This window comes from Dokdonella sp. (assembly GCF_017744955.1).
Classification (GTDB): domain Bacteria; phylum Pseudomonadota; class Gammaproteobacteria; order Xanthomonadales; family Rhodanobacteraceae; genus Dokdonella_A.
The window spans coordinates 490,886-516,774 of record NZ_JAGIAG010000003.1 but is presented as its reverse complement, the minus strand read 5'-3'; the positions used below and the strand labels follow the sequence as shown (position 1 = coordinate 516,774).

Sequence of the window (25,889 nt, the reverse complement as noted above, 5' to 3'; positions counted from 1 at the left end):
CGCTCATCGCGTCGCTTTCGCCGCCGCGGCTTTTTCCTCGGCGATGCGCGCGTCGAGCAGTTTGCCGGCGTGCTCGGCGTAGACCCGACAGGCCTGCGCATCGACGAACGGATTCGGTTCGGCGTGCTTCTCGGCCTGCCGCAGCTTGCCGTCGACGCCGCCGACGTCCGGATGCACCGAGATCAGGATGTCGCACGGCAGCGCGGCGACCTTGCGGATGCTGCTGCGGAAACGTTCCGCCAGATCGCCGTGCGTGGCGTCGGCGAGATAGTGGAATCCGGGCGCCGAGATCGAGTTCAGGCTGTCGGCGTAGACGACGTCCAGGCAGCGATCGCCTTCGCAGGACTTCCAGCTCCACGTCGTGCTGCCCGGCGTGTGCCCGAAGGTGTCGTGGGCGGTGACGGCGACGTTGCCGAGGCGCAGCGTTTCGCCGTCGCGCAGTTCGCGCACCTCGGTCGTCACCGGCGGCCAGGTCGCTTCCTTCGCGTAGCCGGCTTGCGGATCGTCGGTGACGGCGTGCCCGAGCTTCAGCCCTTGCGCGCCGGACGGACTGGCGACGACCACCGCGCCGCTGTCGCGCTGCAGGGCCGCGATGCCGCCGGCGTGGTCGAAGTGTGCATGCGAGTTCAGGATGTACTTGATGTCCTCGACCTTGAAGCCGAGACGGCGGATGTTCGCCTCGATCATCGGCACCGACTGCGGCAGCGCACCGTCGAGCAGGATCAGGCCCTCGTCGCTGCGGATCAGCACGGCGCTGAGGCCGGCGACGCCGACGTAGTAGGTGTCGCCGTGGATCTTCATCGGCGTCTGCGGCCGATTCCATCGCTTCGGTCCGTCGCCGGGGATCGGCTTGGTCAACGGATCGGCCGCGGCGGCGACGGCCGGGATCGCGGCGAGCAGGGCGAAGGCCAATGCGGCGAGCGGAATGTGTTTCATCTTGGGCCTTGGAAGAGTGCGGAAAATCCGGTCCGCCAGTGTCGTCGATCGGTGTGGCCTGGCGCAGGCGTCAGATGGCGAACGTCGGGCATTCGCGCGCGCGGCGGTCGTCCTCTACAGCAGCCGCTGCCAGTAGCCGACGTCGATCCAGCGATCGAATTTGAAACCGACTTCGGCGAAATGCGCGACCTTGTGGAAGCCGAGCCGCTCGTGCAAAGCGACGCTGGCCGGGTTCGGCAGAGCGATGCCGCCGATCGCGACATGCAGCTTCTTGGCGCGTAGGCGATCGAGCAGTTCGGTGTAGAGCTGACGCCCCAGTCCTTGGCCGGTTGCGGTCCGGTCGAGGTAGACCGTGGTCTCGGCCGAATAGCGGTACGCGCAGCGGCCTTTCCATTGGCTGGCGTAAGCAAAGCCGCGAACGACGCCGTCGGTTTCGTCGACGAGCCAAGGGAGACCCGAATCCAGCACCTCGCGGATACGCTCGGCCATCCGATCGTCGGTGACGACTTGCTCCTCGAACGTGATCACACTGTCGAGCACGTAGGGGTTGTAGATCCGCGCCAGCGCGCCTGCATCGCGATTGTCGACGTTGCGAATCATGACGGCGTCCTCAAAAAAGAGCGGCTAAGTAGGCGCGGCGGTCCGCGAGGCGCCAGCCTCATACCAGCGCCGGCTTCGATTCACCATATGCACGATCGACAGCATCACTGGCACCTCGACGAGCACGCCGACGACCGTCGCCAGCGCAGCGCCGGAGCGCAGCCCGAACAGGCTGATCGCTGCCGCTACCGCCAGCTCGAAAAAGTTGCTGGCGCCAATGAGCGCAGCGGGGCCGGCGACGCAGAACGGCACCTTCAGGCGGCGGCTCATGCCGTACGCGACTGCGGCATTGAGATAGACCTGGATCAGGATCGGGACGGCCAGCAGTACGATGACGAGGGGCTCGGCGAGGATCGCCTCGCCCTGGAAGCCGAACAGCAGCACCAGCGTTGCCAGCAGCGCGGCCGTCGACCAGGGATCGATGCGGGCCAAGACGCGTTCAAGCGCGACAGGACCATTGCGTAGCAGGCGCCGCCGCCACCCTTGCGCGGCAACGACGGGGACGACGATGTAGAGCAGCACGGACAGCAGCAGCGTGCCCCACGGCACGTGGATCGCGGCGACGCCGAGCAGCAGGCCGACGATCGGCGCGAACGCGACGATCATGATCAGATCGTTGAGCGCGACCTGGGTCAGAGTGAAGTTCGGCTCGCCGCCGCACAGGCGCGACCACACGAACACCATCGCCGTGCACGGCGCCGCCGCGAGCAGGACCAGGCCGGCGATGTAGGCGTCGTGCTGCTCCGCCGGTAGCCAGGGCGCGAAGACGTGGCGCACGAACAGCCAGCCGAGCAGCGCCATCGAGAACGGCTTGATCGCCCAGTTGACGAACAACGTGACGCCGATGCCGCGAGCCTGCTTGCGCACCTGGCTGAGCTGCCCGAAATCGACCTTCAGCAGCATCGGCACGATCATCAGCCAGACCAGGACCGCGACGGGAAGATTGATATGCTGCAGCTCGATCGTCGCGAGCCGGGCGAACGCGGCGGGGAACGCATGGCCAAGGCCAATGCCGGCGACGACGCACAGCGCGACCCAGACGCTGAGGTAGCGTGCGAAGAAGTCCAGCCGCGCCGGCGCGACGGCAACCACGCCTACTTCATCGTCCATGGCCAACCGTCTGGCCGATCGTGCGCAGCTCAGCCTGTCGCGACAGGCGATCGAGCTTGTCCAGCGGCAGGGCCAGGAACAGATCGACGCGTTGGCGCAGCATCATCCAGGCCTGCTGGAAGGCGCGGCGCCGATCGTCCTCGCCGCCGTCGACAGCGGCGGGATCGGGCACGCCCCAATGCGCGGTGACGGGTTGGCCCGGCCAGATCGGGCACACCTCGCCGGCGGCGTTGTCGCAGACGGTGATGACGAAATCCATCGACGGCGCACCGGCACCGGCGAACTCGTCCCAGCTCTTGCTGCGCAACGGTTCGGCGTAGCCGAAGGCCTGCGCCAGTTCGGCCGCGATCGGCTGCACCTTGCCGGTCGGAAAGCTGCCGGCGCTGTAGGCTTTGAAGCGTCCTGCGCCGAGCACGTTGAGCATCGCTTCGGCCATGACGCTGCGCGCCGAGTTGCCGGTGCAGAGAAACAATACGTTGTGAATGGTCATGCGAACCTCAGTCGCCGACGTGGGCGGAGGCCGAAGCGCACGACGTCGGCGTCGCTGGTCCGCAGCAGCGCGAAGAGGCGAGCGCAGGCGTCCCGGGCGCGGCGGTGTAGGTCGTGGCCGCGCCGAAGCTGTGGAAACTCTCCCAGCGCACGCCCTGCGGATCCTCGGCCCAGAACTTGTCGGAGCGGGCGTAGCAACACGTCGTGGCCTTCTCGGCCAGCGCGATCGCATCGGCAGCGTGCAGGCGCTGGCCGATCCCGTCGAGCTCGGCGGCGTCCTCGGCCTGCAAGCCGAGATGGTCGACGCCGGCGGCACGGCCGCGCTGCGAGATGGCGAAGTTGACGCGCGGATCGTCGAGCATCCACTTCGCGTAGTCGGACTTGACCACCGTCGGCTCGGCGCCGAACAAGGTCGAGTAGAAGCGGATGCTGGCGTCGAGCGCGTCGACGTTCACGTGGACGTGGAAGCGTTTCATGGCTTTCTCCGGGTGGGCTTGCAGGCGGAAGAGGGAACGCAGGCGGACGACGACGGCGATCCGGCGCAGCAGTTCTCGGTCAGGAAGCCGAGCAGGGCGTTCATCGTCGGGTAGTTCGCGCTGCACTGGATGACGCGCCCGCGGCGTTCGTCGCGAACCAGGCCGGCGCGGCGCAGGATGTGCAGGTGGTTGGTCAGCGTCGCGCCGGCGAGGCCGGTCGCCTCGCCGAGTTCGCCGACGGCCATGCCGTCGTCTCCGGCCCGGACCAGCAGGCGGAACAGGTTCAGGCGATGCTCGTGGGCGAGCGCGCTCAATACGGCGAGGGCGTCTTTCGATTTCATATTTCTAGAATTATCGAAATATCGATCGCCGTCAAGACGGACACGAGCGACGTGTCGCGGTCGGGGGCGGAGTCGGGTCCGCCGAGACGGCGTCTCGCCGGATGTTCGCGATCGCCGCGACCGGGTTCGGCGGCTAGATCAACTTCTTCAGGCGATACAGCGCTTCGAGCGCATCGCGCGGGCTCATCGCGTCTGGATCGAGCGCGCGCAGCGCCTCCTCGGCCGGCGACGGCAGTGCCGGTGCGAACAGGCCGAGCTGCGGCGAGGCCGGGCGCGGCAGCGCATCCGCCGCCACGCGCGGCGCCTCGCCGGCGTGCTGGCGCTCGAGGCCCTCGAGGTACAGACGCGCCTGTGCGATCACCGGCTTCGGCAAGCCCGCCAGCGCGGCGACCTGCAGGCCGAAGCTGCGGTTGGCCGGGCCTTCCTTGACCGCGTGCATGAAGACGAGCTGGTCGCCGTACTCGACCGCGTCCAGGTGCACGTTGGCGATGCCCTCGTACTCGGCGGCGAGCTCGGTCAGTTCGAAGTAGTGCGTCGCGAACAGCGCGAATGCGCGGTTCCTCGCCGCCAGCGCGACCGCGCTCGCGCGCGCCAGCGCGAGGCCGTCGTAGGTGCTGGTGCCGCGGCCGACCTCGTCCATCAGCACCAGGCTGGCGGCGGTGGCGTTGTGCAGGATGTTGGCGGTCTCGCTCATCTCGACCATGAAGGTCGACTGCCCGCGCGCGAGGTCGTCGCCGGCGCCGATGCGCGTGAAGATGCGGTCGATCGGCCCGATCGTCGCTGCGTCCGCCGGCACGTAGCTGCCGACGTGGGCGAGCAGCACGATCAGCGCGGCCTGGCGCATGTAGGTCGACTTGCCGCCCATGTTCGGGCCGGTGACGATCAGCATGCGGCGGCCGTCGTGCAGGTCGAGGTCGTTCGGCTCGAACGGATCCTCGCGCACGCGCTCGACCACCGGATGACGGCCGCGTTGGATGCGGATGCCGCTGGTGTCGGCCAGTTCGGGGCAGTTCCAGCGCAGCGCGTCGGCGCGTTCGGCCAGCGTCGCCAGCACGTCGAGTTCGGCCACCGCGACGGCGGCCTGCTTCAGCGCGGCGAGGCGCTCGATCAGGAAATCGAGCGTGGCTTCGTACAGCGCGCGTTCGCGCATCAGCGCGCGCTCGCGTGCGGACAGCACCTTGTCCTCGAACGACTTCAGCTCCTCGGTGATGTAGCGCTCGGCGCCCTTCAGGGTCTGCCGCCGCGTGTAGTGCGTCGGCGCCTTGTCCGCCTGCGCCTTGCTCAGTTCGATGTAGTAGCCGTGCACGCTGTTGTAGCCCACCTTCAGCGTGGGCACGCCGGTCGCGGCCTTCTCGCGTTCCTCGAGGTCGATCAGGAACTGGTCGGCATTCGTCGACAGCAGGCGCAGTTCGTCGAGTTCGGCGTCGAAGCCGGCGCGGATCACGCCGCCGTCGCGCTGCAGCACCGGCGGGACGTCGACGATCGCGGCGACGAGGCGCGCGGCGGTGTCGGCGTGGTCGCCGATCTTGCCGAGCAGGTCGTCGAGCAGCGGACTGTCGCAGCCCTGCAAGGTCTCCACCAGCTTCGGCGCGAGTCCGAGACCGTCGCGCAACGTCGACAGGTCGCGCGGCCGCGCCGAGCGCAGCGCGACGCGGGCGAGGATGCGCTCGAGGTCGCCGATGCCGCGCAGCACTTCGCGCAGGTTCTCGAAGCTGCGGCGGTCGTGCAGCGCGTCGATCGCCTGCTGACGGCGCTTCAGCACCTCACGCGCGCGCAGCGGACGATTCAGCCAGCGGCGCAGCAGGCGCGCGCCCATCGGCGTGACGGTCGAGTCGAGCACGCCGAGCAGGGTGAACTCGCTGCTGCCGCTGGCGTGCGTGTCGAGTTCCAGATTGCGCCGCGTCGCCGCGTCGAGCGCGATGGTTTCGCTGGCGTTCTCGATCGCCAGGCCCGTCAGGTGCGGCAGGGCGGACTTCTGCGTCTCCTCGACGTAGCCGAGCAGCGCGCCGGCCGCGGCCACCGCCAGCGGCAGGTTCTCCACACCGAAACCGGAAAGATCGCGCGTGCCGAAGAAGCGCGCGAGTTCGCGCTGCGCCGTCGCCGCGTCGAAGTGCCAGGGGCCGCGCTTGCGCAGGCCGGGCAGGGCGGTGACGAACTTCGGCCAGGCGACGTCCTCGCCGACCAGGGTCTCGGCCGGCGCCAGTCGCGCGAGTTCGGCCGCGAGCGCTTCCGCATCGGTCGCCTCGCTGAGCAGGAAGCGTCCGCTGGAAAGATCGACCCAGGCGAGTCCGTAGGCACCGCTGCGGCCGGCGGCGATCGCCAGCAGCAGGTTGTCGCGACGTTCCTCCAGCAAGGCCGCATCGGTCACGGTACCCGGCGTGACGACGCGCACCACCTTGCGCTCGACCAGGCCCTTCGACGCCGCCGGATCGCCGATCTGCTCGCAGATCGCGACCGACTCGCCGAGCCGCACCAGCTTGGCGAGATAGCCTTCCACCGCGTGGTACGGCACGCCGGCCATCGGAATCGGCGCGCCGGCCGAAGCGCCGCGTTGGGTCAGGGTGATGTCGAGCAGGCGCGCGGCCTTGCGCGCGTCCTCGTAGAACAGCTCGTAGAAGTCGCCCATGCGGAAGAACACGAGCGTGTCGGGATAGTCCGCCTTGGCTGCGAAGTACTGGCGCATCAGCGGCGTGTGAGAGAGAAACTCTCTGCTACCTGCAGCATTTCCTTGCGTGCCGACCGTATTCGGCGCATTCGTGTCGATCATTTTCGGATTGCTTTGGCTCTTCGAAGGCATCTCTTGGCTCGCTTCCGTGCGTTCCGCGTCCATGTCGTGTCCAGGGATGTCGGAGTCGGCTGAGGCATGTGTCCATGAAAAGGTAGCATTGTCGGTGTGACCTGCGCTTGCCGGCACGCGGCCTGCGTTCGCGCCGGCCATGCGAAGTGCGCACGAGCGCTGACCTTCTACGCAAGCGGCGTTCGCACTCCGGCGTATTCCACGCGTTCTCGACGAGCCGCATCCGCGCGGCGGTTTCGGCGGCGAACGGCGACTCGTCGACATGGGTCTCCTGTTGTCGTGGGGAGCGGCGGCTCATGTTTGCATTGGAACGCCAAGGACTCCGGATGCCTGAAATCCCCGGCAAAAAAAAAGCGCCGCCGTTTCCGGCGACGCTTGGGGAGAGGAAGGACGTAGACGATCAGGGAATCGTGATCGGGCCGCCCGCACGGTTGAAGCCGTAGCCGACGACCCTGGCCGGGTAGCCGGTGGGCGAGGTCGTGCGCAGGTGGATGTAACCGTAATTGATCTGGCGCGTTTGCTCGTTGTAGAAGCGCATGCCGAGATAGCCGTCCACGCCTTCCAGGAATCGTCGGGTCTCCGAATAGCGGCCGCTGGCGACTTCGCTGAAGACCGAGTCCGGACCGATCGTGTCGCCGCTCCGCAATACCCGATAGGGGCCGAACACCGTGTCGGCGACACCACCGCCTCGACCCGGGGTCGAGGCGCCGTTCCAGTAGAACAGCGCGTAAGGGGCGAGTGGCCCGCCGTAGAACGTCGCGAAGTCGTCGCCGGAGAAGAGGTAGTCGCTCCATTCGCCGCGGGCGAAATTGAACGACACGCCGAACGGCGTCGGCGGCAGGTTCACGTCGAGGAGGCCGCCGTCGACCACGTCGTCGCTTTCGGCTCGATCGAAGCCGTCACAGAACAGGCTGTCGCCGTTGCTGGCGCAGGCGTGCGTCAGCAGCGGCGCATTCACCTGCACCGTGATCGGCACGGACAGCGTGCGTTGCGCCGGATCGTTGGTGACGATGCACAGCTCCGCGTGGTGGATGCCGGGTTCGAGCTGGCCTGCGGCCGGATCGATCTCGACCTGCAACGTCCTCGACGAGCCGCCGGCCACGACGTCGGCGCCGCCGTCGACGCGCAACCAAGGCACTCCTGCTCCGCCGCAGGACACGCCGCTGCCGGTCGCTCGGAACGTGAAGTTGCCGGCCGCGCCCAGCGCGCCGATCACGGTGGTGAACGGGTTCGCGCCCAGGTGATCGATGTCGGGCGGACCGCCGAAATTCACCGATGCGTAGGAAGCACCGCCATAGGCGGACGTATCGAAGGCTGCGGCGTACATGACCTCCTGCGAGCCGTCCATCGGCCAATGCTCGACGAAGCCGATGTAGAGGTCGCCGGGTCCCGGAACCGCGAACTGCGTCGTATAGGTCTGGAAGCGGTCGAGCGCATCGATCGTCACGATACGGTCGACACCCAGGCGCACCGCATTCGTCGGATCGCCGTCGGCGTCGGCGTCGTAGTAGGCGACGAGGTTCACGGGCAGGCCCAGCAGGGCATTGGGGTCGCCCGTCGCCTGCCTCGGCCACATCACCGACATCGAGTGGATCGTCTGCGCCTCGATGATCGAATAGCGGTTCAGCCAGATCCCCGCCAGGCTTCCCATGCCGATGATCTTTTCATAGGCGCCGTCATCGAGTGCGTAGAGAAAGCCGTCGCCCGCGCTCCACGGCGTCGGATCGAAGCCCTGCACATGCGCCTGTCGCAGAGGCGAGGCGAGCGGTGGCAAGAACGACGGCGCGGTCGCCTGCGCAGCGTCGCCGGGGCGGGCCAGATCCTCGATGCCCGGCCGCGCGGCCAATGCGATGCCGCGACCGCTCGGTGAGTAGCGCAGCGGCGCACTGCCGACGGCGTTGGCGAGAGACAGCTCCTGGCGCGATACCGCGTTGGCGGCCACGCTGAGCGAGAGCGACGCCGGCGCAACGCTGGCGGCCGGTGGATTGCTCGCCGCCGGCAGTTGCACCGTCACCGGATTGCCGTCGCCGTCGAACGCCGATTCGACCAGCCGGACGGGAATGCCGCTCGGCGCCGTGCTCGCCAGGCGCACGTAGCCGAAACAGAAGTCGCCGCCGGCCACCGGATACGTCAGGCGCCCGGCGCAACGGAAGCGGATGCCGATCGCGCCGTCGGCCCCGGCGTACCAGTTCGGATCGTTGCTCACATAGCCGCCGCCGCTGAACGGGGTGGCCGGTCCGACGACCTCTCCGTCGCCGAGCAGGGCGATTTCGCCGTTGCCGTTGACGGCGAATTCGGTGTCCGGCGGGGCGGCGAAGCCGAACACGAGCATCGCCGGCGAATTGGAGTCCATCGCCAGGCCGACCTTCAGGTCCCAGTTCATCCCGAGCGCGCCGGCGAAGTTCAGGGTATTGCCGACCATGTCGTAGGAGGTGCCGGCGGTGGACATCGGCAGCGTGCGGTTGAGCGAGCCGGATCGGATCAGCCCGTTGCCTCCGGCAGGCACCACGACCAGTCGGGCCGACGATGCTTGCGTGTTGTCGCCCTGGTCGGTGCGCAATGCATCGACGGGAATCGTGAGGTCGTAGGTGCCGCCGACGGAGGTCACGTCGACGCCGAGCGTGCACGAACCCTGCGCCGCGATCGTGGCGCCGGCAAGGCTCACGCTGCCCGGCGCGGTCGTCACGCTGCCGCCGCAGCTGGTGACGGCGTTCGGCACGGCGGCCACGGTCAGGCCGGCCGGCAACGTCACGGTGAAGGCCGACGTCAGCCCCGCCACCGACGGCAGCGGATTGGCCAGCGCGATGTCCAGCCGCGAAATTCCCCCCGAGGCGATCGTCGCGGGCGTGAACGACGGCAGCAGGCCAACACCCGGCGCGGCCGTGTTGGCGACCAGGATCATGTGCGAACTGGGGAAACCGGCGCCGCCGACGGGCGTCGGCGCCAACACCCCGCAGCTGGGCGCACTGATGAAGGAGGGATGCGTCTCGGCGGTCGGGTTGCCACCGCCGTAGAACAACGAGCCGAACGCCTCGCCGACGTGGTATTCCACCACCAGGTCGTCGACGGCGGCATCGGCGAGCAGGCCGGTCACAGGAATCGTACGGGTGTCCAGCTGACCCCGTACCAGGACTTCCGCGGAGGCGCCGATCGGGCGCAGCAGGTCGACGGGAATCGTGTCGGCCGGCGTCGCGTGCGCGAGCGCGTGCAGCCGGATCGTGACCGGCGCGGCTCCCGATTCGGCGCCGATCGTCACGCTCTCGATGCGCAAGGACGACGGAGCGCCGTGCTCGGCCAGGTAGAAGCGTCGCCAGTAGCTCTGGCTGGACGTGTAGGTGCTCTGTTCGTCGGTACACGACAGGCCGCCTCTCTCGACCGGCGTGTTGTCCTCCATCTGAGCCAGCGCGCGAGCGCCGAGCACCACCGACGAGGAAGCGGCGAAGCCTGTGGCCGGCGCGCGCCGCAGCGAGGCCGCGCCGGCGGTGCCGGCGACGAGCAGGCCGGCGAGGGACAAGGAAAGGATTTTCATGGGCGATGTTCCGCGGCAGATGTCCGCACGTCGTTCCGGCGTGCGCGGGAGCATGGAAAGGTCGTGGCGCGATGCGTTCATGGCGCGCCCTCGAAGCCGTCGCGGAAGATCGTGCCGTCGGACAGGACCGTCAGCACCACCGGCACGCGCTGCATCGCGCGCGCGGGGTCGTTGCTGGCGACGCACACCTGTGCGGCGTACGTCCCCTCGGCGAGTCCGCTGCTGTTCAATTCCAGCACCACGGACGCCGAGCCGCCGGGCGGGACCGAACCGGCCGCCGGGCTCAGCGCGAACCACGGCGCGGCGGCGGGATCGATGCAGTCGTTGGCGGGATCCCTGCCGGTGGCGCGGATCAGCGCGTTGCCGGCGCGCACCTCGCGCGAGTAGTCCTCGAGGTACATCTGCACGCGATTGGCGGAGAGATCGTCGAGATCGGGCGCGCCGTCCTCCATCGAGGCGAGCCAGGAATGCTCGAGCACGGGCGCCGTCGTATCCAGCGCGATCGGGAAGCGCTCGGCGATGCCGCCGCGCGCGTAGGTCGTCTCGAAGCCGACGTAGACGTCGCCGTCGCCGGGAACGCGGAAATCGGTCGGGAACGTGATGAACGATCCCTCCGCCGTGATCGTGGCCGGCAGATCGGTGCCCAGGCGCACGGCATTGCCCGGATCGCCGTCGGCGTCCGCGTCGTAGTAGGCGACCAGGGTGATCGGCTTGCCGACCAGCGAGCCGTTGTTTTCGGCGGGAACCAGCATCGAAATGCTGTCGATGGTGAAGGCGCCGGTACCGGTCGGCGCGGCGAACCGGTTGAGCCAGATGGCGGCTTGTTCGGTGTACTGGAAGTTGAACGATTGCTTGGTGTCGTATCCGCCGTGGTCGAGCGCGAAGTCGAGCGTGTCGCCCGTCGGACCGGCGTGGTCACCCCTGGTCGAAGCGAAGCGCGGCTGCAGCGACCTCCCTCGCGCGAGCGGCGCGTTCAGCTCGAAGTGCAGCGTCTCCTCACCCGCGTTGTCGATCCGCAACGAGCGCTGCGCCGAGCTGCCCGAAGGCATGGCGGCATGGATCGAAGCGGCTTGCAGGTGCGCGCTCGCCGGCCGATGCGCCTCGAAGGAGAAGACGTTGCCGGGAGGATAGGAGCTGATGATCGCCGAGCGGCCGGACAGGGCGACCCAGGCGCCGAAATAGCCGTAGTCGATGCCTTCCGGCGAGGTCACCCGGCTGCGCCGGGCCCAGCGAGCGCCGTCCCTTTCGTAGACGAGGGCGGTGCCCTGCTGCACCAGATTGCCGGTGTAGAAAGTCTGATAGGCGCCGGCGATGGCGATGTCGCCGGAGATCGCGACGCTCTCGCCGAGGGAGTCGGCATAGTTCTGGTCGTTCAGCGACGGCAGCGCCTGCGTCACCGACCAGAAGCCGTTCGCGCGTTGCAGCATGTAGACGCCACCGAGTGCGTCGCCGTATTCCAGGTAGCCGCTCAATCCGCGCGGCGCACCGACGATGGCGCTGTCGCCGTCCAGCGCCAGCGACTGGCCGAATCGGCCGACCGCGGACAGCGGCGACGGATACAGCTTCTGGCGCTGCATCCAGACGCCGTCCCGGCGTTCGAAAACGTAGACCAGACCGTGCCAGGGGAAGTCGCGGTTGCGCGTCGCGCCGCGCGCGCCGACCAGCAGGGTATCGCCCTGGATCGCGATGGCATTGCCGAATTGGTCGCCGGCGCGGCCGTCGTCGGGGACCAGCTTCTGCGTCTGCCGCCAGCCGCTGCCGTCGTCGCTGAACAGGTAGACCGCGCCCTGGTTGACGCGATCCGCGTCGGGCGTGTGCGAGTACGCGCCGACCGCGATGGTGGTGCCGTCGATCGCCAGGCTGGTGGCGAACGAATTGCCGCGGTCTCCCCACGATCCGGGGGCGCCGTCGTCCGGCGTCAGGCGGGCCGTTTCGACCCAGGCGCCGTCGCGATCCTCGAACACGTAGGCCGCCGGCTGCGCCTCGGTGCCGGTGTCCGCGCCGAGGTCCGGGGGAGCGAAATCGATGCCGTTGGTCCCGCGGGCATGGCCGATCACGGCGTGCGAACCGCCGATCGCGATGGCGGCCCCGAAGGTGAAATAGGCCTCCGGCGGAACGGATTGGCTGGGGTCGAGGGTCTGCCGCTCGACCCAGCGACCCGTCTCCTTGCGGTAGACGTGGACGCTGTGGAGATCGCCGATCATGGCGACCTCGTCGGTCATCGCGATGCCGTTGCGCAGCTCGCCTCCGTTGCCGGGTGCCGGCATGCGCTGGGCCGTCCAGGCCAGGGGTGAATCCGCGACGACGACGGCGGTGGTCGAGGCGGGAGCGCCGCTGCCGCTTGCGTCCAGGGGCGGGAGGGCCGCGCGGGCGGGCTGGAGACCCAGGCCGGCCGAAGCAGCCAGCAGAGGTATGACGAGTCGCTTCATTGCAGGAATTCCCCGGAGCGCTGAACAGGAGGACGCCGCCACGGCGTCCGGTGGATGAGGCGGGCGAACCTAGCGGGGCGAGGCCTTCGTGCGCATTCGCGCTGCCTCTCGGGAGGCTTAGAAGACCTGATGCGCGGCTTATGGCCGGCGAGAACCCGGGGCCGGGCGCCGGCGGCAAGCCCGGTTCATCCCGCGGAGGGCGGCTCCGCCGTCGGCGCGGCGAACCCGCGCGCCGCGACCTCGGCCGGCGCGACCGCCAGCGCCGGCGGGATGCCGCGCTCGCCGGCCAGCCGCCGGGCCGCGGCCAGCGCCCGTCGCCAAGGCTCCGGCTGGCCGAGCACGTGGTAGAGCCGCACCTGCAGCAGGGCGCATTCGAAGTCCTGCTCCGCCCAGCGGGCGACGCGTCCGATGACGCGCGTGGCCGCCGCGACCTCGCCGGCGTCGAGCAAGTACGTGCCGTAGGCGTTCGCGATCCTGGCCAGACGCGCCGGCGCCGCCGTCGAGGCGGCCTCCAGGGCTGCGTCGAAGCGCCGGGTGGCGACCTCGGCGGCGTCTTCGCGAGCGCTCAGCAGTGCCTGCGCCAGCCTGAGATGAGCGACGACATCGGGATTGGCCGATCCATCCGCCCAGTGGGCGAACGTGCGCACCACCTCCGCCGCCTCGGCGGGCCGCTGCTGCGCCAGCAGCGCGCGGACGTGAAGCAGCGCGGCGGCTGACCGCCCTTTGATGAAATGCGCAGCGGCCAGCGCCGGCGTCGCGCGCACGTCTTCGGCGCTGGCGGCCAGGCGCGCCGCGTCGGCGGCGTCTCCGCGCTCGAGCGCCAGTTGCGCGAGCAGCAGCTGCGCATTCGAATAGGCATCCGGCGTCGCCGCGGGGTCGAGTCCCGTGCGGACGGCGAGCAGTCTCCGTTCCGCCTCGGCGAAGCGACCGGCCGCGATGTCCGCGCGGCCGAGGTGCACGGCGAGCCAGGACATCGCGCGCTGGTCCGGCAGGCTCTTGTCGACGCGCTGCTCGGCGCGCGACGCCGTGGCCAGCGCGGACGGCGTGTCGAGCAGGTCCAGTTCCATGGCGATCTTGTTGCCGTAGGCGATCCTCAGCGCCTCGCCGGCCGGGAACCGCTCGAGGCGTTCGATCGCACGGTCCTGCAACCTCGCCGCTTCGGCATAGCGCTGGCGGTTGATCAGCGCGCCGGCTTCGTCGGACTCGAGTTCGGCCAGGCCGAGACGGTCCCCGATCATTTCCATCGCGACGCGCGCCTGGGCGAAGTCGGCATCCGCCTCGGGCCAGCGCCCGAGCATGGTGTTCACCGCCGCCCGGCTTTGCAGCGCGGAACCGTAGTTGCTCACCGACTGCCCCTTTCTGGCCGCCTCGACGGCCGCGTCGAGGCGCTTCAGCGCCTCCGCCGGCTGTCCGCTGCGGACGAGCAGCGCGGCCCACGCCTGCAGGATGCTCGAATGCAGATTGACGTCCGTCGCCGTGTCGGACACGTCCCTGGCGAGGGCTTCCAGCTCGGCCAGCGCCTCCGCCGTCTGCCCTCGTTGCAGCAGCAAGTGGACGCCCATGAAGCGTACGCGCGGCGCATTGCGCCGTTCGGGCGGCACCTCGTCGAGGAGCCGCTGGGCGACGTCGAAGCGCATGCTGGCGACGGCCGCGTCGATGCGCAACGCCGTTTCGTCGTCGCCGACGCGCTCCTCGCCGAGACGGCCGGTGACCGGTGCGCGATCCATCATCACCAGCACGCGGTCGGCCGCCTGGCGCGCCGTGGTGGTGGGGTCGTCCTCGTGCACCTCGATCTCGCGGGCCGCCCCTTCCAGGCCGGTGAGATCCAGCCGCAGTCGCCAGCCGTTGCTGGTGCGATGGATCGACGGCGCGACGACGATGGCCGCGCCGGTGACTTCGCGGACCGCCGTCGCGCTCGGAAGCGTGTTCCGGTCCCCCATCAAGGCCACGATGTTGTGCGCCGGCACCACGTGGACGCCGCCTTCGATCAGGCGCGCGGCGAGCAGGTCCATCAGGCCCAGGGGCAGCCAGGCCCACCGGCTGTCGGACTCGGCGTCCATCGCCACCGGCAACACGGCCACCAAGGCCGTCGTCGTCGGCGACGCGGATGGCTTGGCCGATATCGCATCCGTCGGCGCGGCGCGCTGCGTCGAATGCAGCGCCCATGCCGCGGCAGCCACGGTCAGCAGCACGACGATGCCCAGCGCGAATCGCGGGAGTCGGCGCGACGCGGTTCCGCTCGCGGGGGCCGTTTCCGTCTCGGCGACGGCGGGCGGTTTCTCGTCGGCTGCTGCGGCCGACGACGCGGCCGGAGCGGTATCGGCGTCGCCGGGCGGCGCCACCGGTTCGACCTCGGCGATCCACAGATAGCCGAAACGCGGCACCGTGCGGATGATGGTGCGCTGGCTGCCGCTGTCGCCGAGCGCGCGTCGCAATCCCCAGACGAGCTGATCCAGCTGGCCGTCGGTGAAATCCGTCTTGCCCCAGATCGCCGCGCCGAGCTCGTCGCGGCTGACCGCGCGTTCGCGGTGTTCGAACAACCACAGCAGGACGTCCAGAACCTTCGGCGCCAACGTCACCAGGCGCCCGTCCTCGAACAGTTGGCGGGCTTGCGGATTCAGCATGAACCGACCGAAACGATATTGCCTGGATCGCTGCGTCATGCTCCCGTTTTCGCGCAAGGGGTGGCCTGCCGGCCGATGCCATCGATTTTCCCACAATTCGCCTGATCGCCGGTTTCGCGGTTCTGCCGCTCGTCAGCACCGGTCGCCGCAACTTTGCGCGCTCGTTCTTGGCTTGCCGTCGCGGGTACCGCCTTCGGCATTGCCTATCGGCTCGCGCCGAGTTGCCCGGCCATCCGCGCACCCGGAGCCCGTTCCATCAGCGCCTTGATCGGTTGCCCGAGCGGGCCGCTATTGCCGATCAGGTCCTCGGGCTTCTTGTCGTGGGTCATCGGCCTGGCCAACCATTCCTCGGGTACTGCGTGCTTGGGCGTCGTCATCGTGTCTGCGAGGTTGGCGGCCGTGTCCTGCCGGTGGCCCCATGACGCAAAATCCAGGACAGGCCCGGGTTGCGACCCGGGCCGCCTTTCGGAAGGTCGAGCAGCCCAGGAGAGCAGTGATGCGAATGATTCGTTTGGTGGCGGCAGTGGGAATCCTTGCGGCCGGGTCGAGCGCGGCCGTTCGAGCCGGTCAGGCCGAGATCTGCTACGGGCCGGAAGAGCAGATCTCCGAATGCGCATCCGGCACTTGCCCGTTGCCGACCAACGACACGGTTTTCGCTTGCCCTACCGCCGGCAACAAGACCCTTCCGCAGCTGGCGGCGGCCGGCTGGACCATCACGCAGCTGGTGCAGCGGACCTACAGCACGACACCGACGCCGTACGGTCGGCAGAAAGAACAGATCGTGATCCAGAAGCCGTGAGGCCGCCCATCATGCGGGCGGCTCTTGCGGCATCGGTCGTGCTCGTGCTGTCGATCGAATGGTCCAGCGCCGGGGCCGCAGCCGAGATCTGCTATTCGGACCCGACCGACGCACTGGCAACGTGTCAGAGCGAATCGGGCTGTGTACTCCCGACCAACGACACGGTTTTCCATTGCCCGACGGAGGGCGATGCGACGGTACCGCAGCTCGCGCAGCGCGGGTGGTGGATCGTGAGCGTCGGCAGCAAACCGGCCGCCCTCGTATCGGGCGCAAACATGGCGGTCGAACAACTGGTCATTCGATGGCCCGACGGTATTTTCCGAAGCGGCTTCGAGTGAGCGCCTCCGATCGTCATATGCACTGAGCGCAGGGCATCGAGTCCAGCCGGACGACATCGCTGATCGACCCGCTCGATCGCGGCAGGCAGCAGCTCACGCCGGTCGTCGTCCGTCGCGCAGGCGTCGAGCCGCCGGCGACGGACATCGTACGCCGGACGGCTCGGCGCCGATCGGCTCGACCCGCCGGCACGCCGAGCTTCGTCTGCGACGGCTCGCTGCCGAGTTCGGCCGCGACCCCGTGCTACCATCGAACGGTCAGATTTTTCAGCGCGACGAACCTCCCGAAGGACCAAGCATCGCCGACCAGTCCGTCGGGAGGTTGCGCATCTCGGGGATGTACGCAAGGGCCGAGTTGCTTCATCGGCATTTCCGAACAAGCAACGATTGCGGTCCCGGCGCAATTGGCGTGGTCCAGTCCGTGTCCAGCATGCCCGACGACTCCATCACCCTGCTGCTGCATCGCTGGCGATCCGGCGACGTGGAAGCGCTCGACCACCTGCTGCCGAAAGTCTATGCCGACCTCCGCGCGTTGGCGCGCAGTCAGCTGCGCGGCAATCGCGGCAGCACCCTGCAGCCGACCGCCCTGGTTCACGACATGCTGCTGCGCTTCATGCAGGGCAGCAAGGTGTCGCTCAACGACAGCGCGCATTTTTTCAAGGCCGCCGCGCGCACGATGCGCAATCTGCTCGCCGACCGCGCGCGCCGCGCGCAGACCGACAAGCACGGCGGCGGCTATCAGCGCACGGATTTGCTCGATGTGCTGCAACTGCCGGTTCCGGCCGAGACCGATCTCGAACTGCTCGATGCGGCGCTGACCGACCTCGAAACGATCAAGCCGGATCTCGCGCGCATCGTCGAGCTGCGCTACTTCGTCGGCCTCAAGGTGCACGAGGTCGCCGCGCTATTGGGCGTCGACGAGAGCACGGTCTATCGCGACTGGGCGTTCGCCCGCGCCTGGCTGCGTGAACGGATGCGTCCGTAATGGACGCCGCCTCGTTGCGGCGCGAGCAGCGAGCCTACGCCGCATTCGGTGAACTGTTCGCGCTGACGCCGCCGGCGCGTGCGGCGCGTCTCGCCGAGATCGCACGGGAGGACGAGGAGCTGGCGCAGACGCTGCGCCGCCTGCTCCGCGCGGCGGACGACGAGGCGGGCATCGCCGCCGCCGAGCGCGGCGCTTCCGACAGTTCGCTCGGCGAGGCGTTCGCGTCGGCGCCGCCGGATCGCTCCGGCATTCTGATCAGCGGGCGCCTGCGTCTGCTGCGCCGGCTCGGTGTCGGCGGCATGGGCGAGGTCTACCTCGCCGAGCGCACCGACATTCAGCAGCAGGTGGCGTTGAAGCTGGTCCGCGGCGACGTGTCCAACCCGCCCGGACGCGCCCGCCACGAGCGTCAGATTCTCGCGCGCCTCGGGCACACGCACATCGCCGGCCTCATCGATGCGGGCATCTCCGATGCCGGCGAACCCTGGTTCGCGATGGAGTACGTGGAGGGCGAGCCCATCACGGACTGGTGCGACCGTCGCCGGCTCGATCTGCGCGCGCGAGTGCGGCTGTTCGGCCAGATCTGCGTCGCGGTCCAGTTCGCGCACAAGAATCTGATCCTGCATCGCGACCTGAAGCCCTCGAACATTCTCGTCAATGCGCAGGGCATCCCGAAGCTGCTCGATTTTGGCATCGCCAAACTGTTCGACCCCGAGGACGGACGGGAAACGCAGACATTCGCGCTGACGCCGGCCTACGCGGCGCCGGAGCAGCTGCGCGGCGAGCCGGCGACCACGGCGAGCGACGTCTACCAGCTCGGCCTGGTGCTGTACGAACTCGCCGGCGGCGTCAGCGCGCAGGACGCACGCAAGGCGCAGCCGCGCCGCACCGATCCCGCCGGGCTGCCGCGGCTCGACCAGGCTCTGTCGGCATTGGTCGTGCGCGATCGGTCGCGTGCGTCGGCGCTCGCGCAGGCACGCGGCACCGGCGTAGACCGCCTGCGCCGCCTGCTGAAAGGCGATCTCTCGCGCATCGCCGCCAAGGCGCTCGCCGACGACCCGCACGTGCGCTACGCCAGCGCGCAGGCGCTGGCCGACGACCTCGAGCGCTGGGCCGGCGGCCTGCCGGTCGAGGCCCGGCAAGGCTCGTACGCGTATCGGTTCGAGAAAGCGTTGCGCCGGCATCCGTTCGCGGCGGTGGCGATACTCGCGTTGAGTCTCGGCCTGATCGTGGCCAGCCTGATCGCCTTCGACAGCGCGCACCGCGAACGCGTGCAGCGCGACCGCGCCGAGCAGCAGCGGCAGGTCGCCGAAGACCAGCGCGAGTTGGCCGAGGAGCAGCGCCGACACGCCGACGAGCAGCGTCGCCATGCCGAATCGCTGCTCGGTTTCATGCGCGAGATGTTTCGATCGAACGCCCCCGGCCAGTCGCAAGACGTCACGGCCGACAGCGCCGCCGAGATGCTGCGCCGTGCCGCCTCCGGCCTGGAACGACGCACGGACATCGACGATGTCACGCGGGCCGTCCTGCTCACGCAGATCGCCGACGTCTACCAGGATCTCGATCGAATGCCGCTCGCCCTCGCTCCCGCGGAGCGCGCGCATGCGCTGCTGTCTCCCCAGAAGGACCGGCATCCGTCGGAATATCTGCTGTCCGTTCGCGTTCTTGCCGGAATCTACGGCCATCTCGGTCGCAGCCGGGACGTGGTGACGCTCGTCGACGCGGCCATGCCGCTGGCGGACAAGACGCATGACGGCATCACCCCGTGGCGCGCAACGCTGCTGGCCGAACGTGGACAAGCGAAGTTCGTGCTCGGCAGCGAGTCGGAGGCCCTGGCGGACGAGAATGCGGCGTTGGCCGAACTCGACGAGGCAGGCGGCAGCGGCGGCGTCGACGTCGTCGGCCCCTTGCTCACCGCTGCGGTCGTCTTCGACGCCAGCGGCGACACGCGGCGTGCGATCGAGGTGAACGAGCGCATCGTCGCGCTGGCCAAATCCGATCCGGCCGCGGTCGAGCAGACCGCGTTGCTGGCCACGCTCGCGAACCTCGGCCTGGCCCATTATCGGCTCGGCGAGGCGCAGGCCGTGCTGGACAGCGCGATGCCGGTGATCGAGCGTGCGCAGACGCGGTTCGGCCCCGGCCACGCCATCGGGCGTTTCGCGCGCGTCATGGTCGCGCGTGCCCGGCTGGCGATGGGCGATTACGCGGGCGCACGCGACCAGATCGAGCAGGCTCGCGCGCAGGCGCCTGTATCGGGGGACGATTCCAACGTGCGCGTCGCCACCGAGACGGCGCGATTGCGGCTGGCGCTGTATTCCGGCCAGTTCCCGGCGGCCGAGACGCAGGCGCGCGAGCTGGTCGAGTTTGCGCGCTCTTCCGGCCGCTCGGACCAGCTGCTGGTCAGTCAGACACGCCTGCTCGGCGAAGTCTTGCTGCAGCGGCGCGACATCGCCGGCGCCATCGAGATCCTGCAGCGTGCCCGCCGATCGGTGGGCGCGCGCGAGCGGGTGGAAATGGCCGAGATCGAAGACAGTCTCGGCCGGGCCTGTCTGCTGCGCAGCGACTGGGACCAGGCGCGTACGCACCTGCACAACGCCATCGCGCTGTTCCGCGAGACCCAGGGCGAAGACAAGCCCAATACCGTGCGCAGCGAAATCCATCTGGCATGGGTCGAGGCGCTGGCGACGCGCGAGGTGGCCGCGCTGGATCGGCTCGCCGCGAAGCGCACCCAACTGGTCGCGGCGCTCGGCGGCGATGACAAGCCGCAGGCCTGGCAGTTCGATCTGCTGGTCGACGATCTCGCTCGATCGCTCGGCCGGCCCGGCATCGACGCTGGCCGACGGACGCAAGCCGAGGCCGGCCTCGCCCGGATGGCGGGGCGCCGCGTCGCTCCACGCTTCGTCGGGCTCAACGGGTTCTGAGTGTCGTTCGAGCCGTCGCCGACCGGTGCGACGACCGCGTCGACGCGGTCCTGCGGATCACCGAAAGGGACGCACCGCCAGGCGGTGCGTCCCGTACTGCGTGCGGCGGCGATCAGCCGCCGTCGAAGCCGTCGCTGAAGATCGCGTCGCCAGACGCCGTGACCGTCACGTCCACGGGCACCTGGATCAGCGAGGGCATCGGCCCCTTGGTCGCCAGGCACACCTGGGTCGTGTACTGGCCGGGGCTGAGGTTGGTCGCGTCCACGGTCACGACCAGATCCTGCGCGGCGCCGGCATCGACCGAGCCGGTCGCCGGCGATAGCTGGAGCCACGGGTTGGCGGTCGGATTGGCGCAGCCGATGCCGGACGCGGCGGGGTCCAGATGCGGCGCGATCAGGATGTGCGACCAGCTTCCGGCGAAGTAGCTTTGCCCGGACGGATCGGCGGCGAAGCTCATGAACGTCGCGTGCGACTGCGGCGACGCGTTGGCTCCCGGAAAGAACACCGGCAGTCCCTCGAAATCTTCGACCGAGTACTCGACGACGAGATCCTTGCCGGCGGTATCGTCGATCGTGCCGCTGACCGGAATCCGCAGCATCGTGTCCGGCGTGCCGTCGGCGGTCACGGTTGCGCTGCCGATCGGCGTCAATTGCGCGGGATCGAGCGTGTCGACCGGCATCGCGTGAGGCGCCGTGTAGAGGTTGATCGTCAGCGGCATGCCGGCCGGAGAGCGCTCGATGCCGATGGTCACCGCGTCGACCGCCGCCGTCGCGCCGACCTGCGGGTGTTCGTCGAAATAGAAGCGCCGGTACCAGCTCGTGCCGCTCGTGCCGCTGATCTCCTGGCATACGCCATCAGCGCACATCGGCAGCACCTTGCCGACGCCGGCGGCGGGCGATTCGTCACTCGTCTGGGTCAGCGTACGACCGTCGTCCACTGCGAAACGCAGCGAGGTTCCGCCACCGTCATTGGCCAGCCGCAGCGTGGCGGACGCGTTCGCGCCGGCGGCGAGCGAGATCGCCAAGGATGCGGGCGCGATCGCGGACTGCGCGGGAAAATCGAAAACGTCGACGACCCCGTTGCCGCCGTAGAAGCCGATCGTGGTACTAATGCCCGCCGCCAAGATCGCCGTCCCGTCGATCGCCACGCCGCCGAAACCCATTCCGTCGACGTAGCTGCCGTCATAGTCGAGGATGCCGCCTTTGCGCTCGATCGTGTCGGACAGACTCCAGACGCCGTTCGATCGGCTGAACGCGTAAATGGCGCCGGATGTGGTGGTGCCGTTGTTGGTGCCGCCTTCGTCCTGCATGGCTGAATTCGTCAAAGGCGCGCTTATGACCAGGACATCGCCGCTCAACGCCACCTGAGCTCCAAACGCATCCCTTTGCGTGTTGTTTTCGGGTTCCAGCACTTGCGTAGGCGTCCAGCCCTCGGCCGATTCTGCGAACAGGCAAGCGGCTTTTACGGATTCCCCCGTAGCCCCCCAGTACGCCGCGGTGGCGAACGCCGTGCCGCCGCCCAGGGCAACGGAACCACCGAAGAAGCCGGCGGAGGCACCCGGCAGGCTGCCGCAGGCATCGAGACGCTGCCCCTGGGTCCAGGTTCCATCGGATTCACTGAAACGGAAGAAGTACGCCGCACCCTGGTAAGCCTGGCTGCCGTCGGACGACGACGCCATTTCGGCGCCGATCAGCGCGGTCGATCCGTCGATGGCCATGGACCGGCCGAACGCATCGCCCCAGCCGTTGGGATCGTTGGGAGCGGCATGGACCTCGAGCACCTGCGTCTGGCTCCAGACGCCGTTGCTTTCGGAAAACGCATAGACCTTGCCGTCGTTGCCTGGGAACCTGGCGTTCGCAATCAGGGCTTTGTCGCCTTGCAGCGCCATCCCGAAACCAAAGGAATAACCGTTGACCGAGATCCCGTCGGTCAATATCTGCGTCTGGCTCCAGTTGCCATTGGACCGCTTGAAGACGTAGACCTTGCCGGGATTGGGGCGATGGGTAGTGGCGACGAACAAGGTATCGCCGGAAAGGGCCACCGCTGTGCCGAAGCGGTCGTCCTTGACGCCGTCGTCGGCCACCAGCCGCTGAACTTGCCGCCACTGTCCGTCGGTCTTCTGGTAGATGTAAACGGCCCCGTTTCCACGGGCGGTTGCACTGTTGGTATCGGACGGATCCCAGCGGTCGAGGCTCGCGCCTACCGCCAAGATATCCCCGGACCGTGCGATCGCGCGACCGAAGGAGTTGCCGGAGGCGGGGGGATTGACGGGAAACACGCCGTCGTAGCCGCCGCCGGTCAAGGCCTGAACTTCGCGCCGGCCGGACGGCGTGCCTTGCGGGATCGCACGCGCCGTCGCCGCGGCGAAGCTGGCGACCCAGGGCGGTTGGCGCAGAGCGCTGATGGGCTCCGCCAGCGCCGGCGAGGGCCGCATGAGCGCAGGCGGCACCGTCGGCGGCGCGCCGGCATTGGCCTGCGCCGCGGCCGCCGCGATCGAGCAAAGCGGCCACGCCAGCGCAAGGAGGGTAGTGAGCGTTTTCATTCGGTCCTCTCCGGTTTCTCAGCTGAACAATCGACGGCCAGCGTCCGTGCCGAGCATGGCCACGGGCTGTCCGTTCGCGGTAAACGAGAAATCGGCACGAAACCTCGCACTGCGACGAAGATTCGTGCGCAGACCGGGTGCAGCTAGCGGATGGACGTGCATGGGGATGGGAAGTTCGGGGCGGGATCGATCGTGTCGGCGCCGGCCCAGGCGCCGGACTCGGCTCGTCGTCGGCGTTCAGATCGGCTTCGCCGGATCTCGCGACCGAATTCGGCGACTCGCCGCCTTCCGCTGATCGACGCCGCGCGCGGCGTCGTGTGCGGCGAGCCGATCAGCCGGCCGGAACGCCGGTCTTGATCGCGATCGGTTCGCGGCTCAGCTCAGCCGGAAAGGGGCGCTCGCCTGCCAGCGCCCGCGCGTGCGCGAGCGCGCTGCGCCAGGCTTCGGTATGCCCGAGCGCGCGATACAGCCGCGCCTGCAACACCGCGGCGGGATAGCTGCGCGTGGCGTAGCGGTCGAGCAGTCCGACGACGGGTACGGCGCGTTCGAGTTCGCCGCGCGCGATCAGCGCCTCGCCGTACGCGATCGCGACGTCGGCGGTGTCCACCGGAACGTTGTTCCGGTTCGCCAGGGCGAGCGCGTCCGCATAGAGCTTTTCGGCGTCCTCGACGCGATGCGCGCTTTGCGCCAGCTCGGCCTGCGCGAGCCTGGCGTGCACGACGAAGCGCGGGTTGCCGGAATCGTCGGCCCAGGCGGCGAAGGTCGCGACGGCTTCCGCGGCGTCTCGTTCCCGATCGAGCAGGAGCAGGGCGCGGATCGCGATCGACCACGCCTCCTGGCGCGTGGCGGCGAAATCGGGCGCGAGCAGCGTTTCGACGACGGGTTCGGCCAGATCCAGCGCCGCCTGCGGGCGGCCGCGTTCCAGCTCGATGCGCGCGCGTTCGGTGTCGCTCATCGCCCAGATTTCCGCTTCGCGCGTGCGGTCGACGGCGCGGGAGAGTTCGTCGAGCTGGGTGCCGGCCTCGCTCCAGCGGCCGACGTCGACGAGCGCCTGCGCGCGCCGGATCTGCACCAGGTGGGTGGCTTCGATGCTGGCGAGGTGGCCGAGCAGGGACAGGCTGCGCTCGCTGGCGGCGAGACCCTCGTCGGGTTCGAGCAGCAGGCGATGCGCAAGCACCTGATTGGTCACCGCATTGGCCAGCTCGCCCTGCACGCCGAGCCGTTCGAAGTGTTTCTCGGCGAGCACGAAGCTCGCCAGCGCATCGGCGGGATGGCTGCGCAATCCGTTCAACGCACCTTCGTTGAGTTCCACCAGGGCGATGCCGAGCGTGTCGCCGGCCAGCTGCATGGCGATGCGCGCCTGGGCGAAATCGGCCAGCGCGTCGTCGTTGCGGCCGAGCAGGGAGCGCGCGACGCCGCGCCGCATGTAGGCCTTGCCGAGCAGGGCCGGCGCGTCGAGGTTCTTCAGCAGCGCCAGCGCCGCGCCGGTTTCCTCCTCGGCCTCGGCGGCGCGGCCCATGCGGATGTGCGCGGCGCCGAGCTGGCTGACGATGCGCGCGCGCAGCAGCGGGTCGGTCTCCGCGGGGACGTCGGGCAGCAGCGCCTCCAGCGCCTGCGCCGCCGCGTCGTTGCGGCCGACGGTGAAGTCGATGGACGCCTGGCGCAGCCGTACTTCCGGCGTCGCGCGCATCGCGTCGGAGGTGCCGGCCAGCAGGCGCCGCGCGCCGTCGACGTCGTCCACCAGCAGGGCGGCGTCGACGCGCGACAGCAATGCTTCGGCCGGGCCCGCCGGCGTCTCGCCGAGGGCTTCGGCGGCCTGGCCGAACGTGCCGAGCAGGCGTTCGGCGGCGATGCGCGCCGCGACCATCGGATCGGCGGCGTCGCCCTGGAACTCGCGCGTCTTGCCGCTCCGTTCGCCGAGTTCCAGGCGCGCGATCCAGCCGGAGTCGGATTTGCGCATCGTCGGCACCACGATCCAGCGCGGGTCCAGCGCCGCCTTCAATGCCGCCGGCATCGCCTTCGCGTCGGCGACCGAGCGCATCACCGAGATGACGTTCTCGCTCGGCGTGACGGTCTGCCCGGCCTTGCGCAGGCGCCCGGCGACGAATTCCATCGCGCCGAGCCGCAGCCAGTCCCATTCGTCGGCGGCGTCGACGGTCGCCGGCAGCACCGCGATCGCCCGGTCGGCCTCCTTCGCGGCCGCGGCGGTCGGCGCTGGGGCGGCGATCGGCTTCTTCTCGTCGGCGAACCGGAACCATGCCAGGCCGGCGGCGGCGACCAGCGCCAGCAGCGCGATCGCCAGGATTGCCGGCCATCGCGGCGACGGCCGGATGGCCGCGGCCGGTGGCGCGGCGGCCGGTCGCACGGCGTCTTCATACTCCCGATCGCTTGCGGGAGCGGGAGAGGGAGCGGCGGCGGGAGCGCCCGGCGGGTCGGTCGGAGCGGGCGCTTCTTCCTCCTCGCCTGTCTCCGCGACCCAGCGGTAGCCGAAACCCGCGACGGTGCGGATGGCCTGCTGCGCCTCGCCCGAATCGCCGGCCGCGCGGCGCGCGCGCAGGATGATCTGCGCCAGCTGGGTGTCGGCGACATCGGTCTTGCCCCACAGCGCGGCCATCAGTTCGTCGCGCCCGACGGCGCGGTCGCGGTGCTCGATCAGATAGGCGATGCAATCGAATACGCGCGGCGACAGCTGCAGCAGGCGGCCGTCGTCGGACAGTTCGCGTGTCGCAAGATCGATGAGATGGGAGCCGAAGCGGAGACGTCGTGCCACCCGGACGAGGGTAAACGGCACGCCCGCGTAAGACCAGAGCGCCCCGTCGCGCGGATCGTCGCGGCGTCCCGCACGCGCCGGCGGCGATGCGCCGGCGTTGCGGCAACTGCCTGCCGGAAAGGGAGTTTTTTTGGCTTCATAGGGTCCTGGCATCGCCAGTAAAGCCCCTTGAAACATCCCTGAAGCGCCTTGTAAACACGAATCTCAAG

The 25,889-nt window shown here is 69.3% G+C and carries 17 protein-coding genes; 4 read left to right on the top strand and 13 right to left on the bottom strand.

Annotated features, from left to right (window positions below; genetic code table 11):
* Window positions 1-3 precede the first annotated feature (3 nt).
* The 11 genes from bla to J7520_RS10360 all read right to left on the bottom strand — a co-directional run bounded on the left by bla (window position 4) and on the right by J7520_RS10360 (window position 15,708).
* Window positions 4-936: a subclass B3 metallo-beta-lactamase gene (gene bla / locus J7520_RS10410; RefSeq protein WP_291187672.1), complete on the bottom strand. Its 933-nt coding sequence runs from the start codon at window positions 934-936 to the stop codon at window positions 4-6.
* Between the two features lie 114 nt (window positions 937-1,050).
* On the bottom strand, window positions 1,051-1,536 hold the full coding sequence (locus J7520_RS10405) for an arsinothricin resistance N-acetyltransferase ArsN1 family B (RefSeq protein ID WP_291187670.1): 486 nt from the start codon (window positions 1,534-1,536) through the stop codon (window positions 1,051-1,053).
* 24 nt (window positions 1,537-1,560) lie between these two features.
* On the bottom strand, window positions 1,561-2,628 hold the full coding sequence (gene arsB, locus J7520_RS10400) for an ACR3 family arsenite efflux transporter (protein ID WP_291187667.1): 1,068 nt from the start codon (window positions 2,626-2,628) through the stop codon (window positions 1,561-1,563).
* 7 nt (window positions 2,629-2,635) lie between these two features.
* Entirely contained in the window at window positions 2,636-3,136 is a 501-nt protein-coding gene (locus J7520_RS10395) for an arsenate reductase ArsC (protein WP_291187665.1), read from the bottom strand.
* Between the two features lie 7 nt (window positions 3,137-3,143).
* Window positions 3,144-3,611: an ArsI/CadI family heavy metal resistance metalloenzyme gene (locus J7520_RS10390; protein WP_291187663.1), complete on the bottom strand. Its 468-nt coding sequence runs from the start codon at window positions 3,609-3,611 to the stop codon at window positions 3,144-3,146.
* Window positions 3,608-3,952, bottom strand: a complete 345-nt coding sequence (locus J7520_RS10385; protein WP_291187661.1) for a metalloregulator ArsR/SmtB family transcription factor — start codon at window positions 3,950-3,952, stop codon at window positions 3,608-3,610. The genes J7520_RS10390 and J7520_RS10385 overlap by 4 nt, the downstream gene beginning before the upstream one ends.
* Before the next feature lie 133 nt (window positions 3,953-4,085).
* On the bottom strand, window positions 4,086-6,635 hold the full coding sequence (mutS, locus tag J7520_RS10380) for a DNA mismatch repair protein MutS (protein WP_291187659.1): 2,550 nt from the start codon (window positions 6,633-6,635) through the stop codon (window positions 4,086-4,088).
* A gap of 514 nt (window positions 6,636-7,149) precedes the next feature.
* Window positions 7,150-10,278 (bottom strand): hypothetical protein, encoded by a 3,129-nt coding sequence (locus J7520_RS10375; RefSeq protein ID WP_291187658.1) that lies wholly within the window; start codon window positions 10,276-10,278, stop codon window positions 7,150-7,152.
* A 77-nt stretch (window positions 10,279-10,355) separates the two neighbouring features.
* Window positions 10,356-12,707 (bottom strand): FG-GAP repeat protein, encoded by a 2,352-nt coding sequence (locus J7520_RS10370; RefSeq protein ID WP_291187656.1) that lies wholly within the window; start codon window positions 12,705-12,707, stop codon window positions 10,356-10,358.
* A 185-nt stretch (window positions 12,708-12,892) separates the two neighbouring features.
* Complete coding sequence (locus tag J7520_RS10365; RefSeq protein ID WP_291187654.1) at window positions 12,893-15,331, bottom strand: winged helix-turn-helix domain-containing protein; 2,439 nt, start codon at window positions 15,329-15,331, stop codon at window positions 12,893-12,895.
* Window positions 15,332-15,534: 203 nt separating this feature from the next.
* Window positions 15,535-15,708, bottom strand: a complete 174-nt coding sequence (locus J7520_RS10360) for a hypothetical protein (protein WP_291187652.1) — start codon at window positions 15,706-15,708, stop codon at window positions 15,535-15,537.
* A gap of 125 nt (window positions 15,709-15,833) precedes the next feature.
* On the opposite strand from J7520_RS10360, the gene J7520_RS10355 reads away from it, so the two are divergent.
* The 4 genes from J7520_RS10355 to J7520_RS10340 all read left to right on the top strand — a co-directional run bounded on the left by J7520_RS10355 (window position 15,834) and on the right by J7520_RS10340 (window position 20,368).
* Complete coding sequence (locus J7520_RS10355) at window positions 15,834-16,130, top strand: hypothetical protein (RefSeq protein ID WP_291187650.1); 297 nt, start codon at window positions 15,834-15,836, stop codon at window positions 16,128-16,130.
* Window positions 16,131-16,168: 38 nt separating this feature from the next.
* Complete coding sequence (locus J7520_RS10350; protein WP_291187648.1) at window positions 16,169-16,468, top strand: hypothetical protein; 300 nt, start codon at window positions 16,169-16,171, stop codon at window positions 16,466-16,468.
* Between the two features lie 238 nt (window positions 16,469-16,706).
* Window positions 16,707-17,450, top strand: a complete 744-nt coding sequence (locus J7520_RS10345) for an ECF-type sigma factor (protein WP_291187646.1) — start codon at window positions 16,707-16,709, stop codon at window positions 17,448-17,450.
* On the top strand, window positions 17,450-20,368 hold the full coding sequence (locus tag J7520_RS10340) for a serine/threonine-protein kinase (protein WP_291187644.1): 2,919 nt from the start codon (window positions 17,450-17,452) through the stop codon (window positions 20,366-20,368). Before J7520_RS10345 ends, J7520_RS10340 begins: the two co-directional genes overlap by 1 nt.
* A 112-nt stretch (window positions 20,369-20,480) precedes the next feature.
* Here J7520_RS10340 and J7520_RS10335 read toward each other — a convergent pair whose 3' ends face one another.
* Window positions 20,481-22,910, bottom strand: a complete 2,430-nt coding sequence (locus J7520_RS10335; RefSeq protein WP_291187641.1) for an FG-GAP repeat protein — start codon at window positions 22,908-22,910, stop codon at window positions 20,481-20,483.
* A 331-nt stretch (window positions 22,911-23,241) separates the two neighbouring features.
* Window positions 23,242-25,680 (bottom strand): winged helix-turn-helix domain-containing protein, encoded by a 2,439-nt coding sequence (locus J7520_RS10330; RefSeq protein WP_291187639.1) that lies wholly within the window; start codon window positions 25,678-25,680, stop codon window positions 23,242-23,244.
* Window positions 25,681-25,889 lie beyond the last annotated feature (209 nt).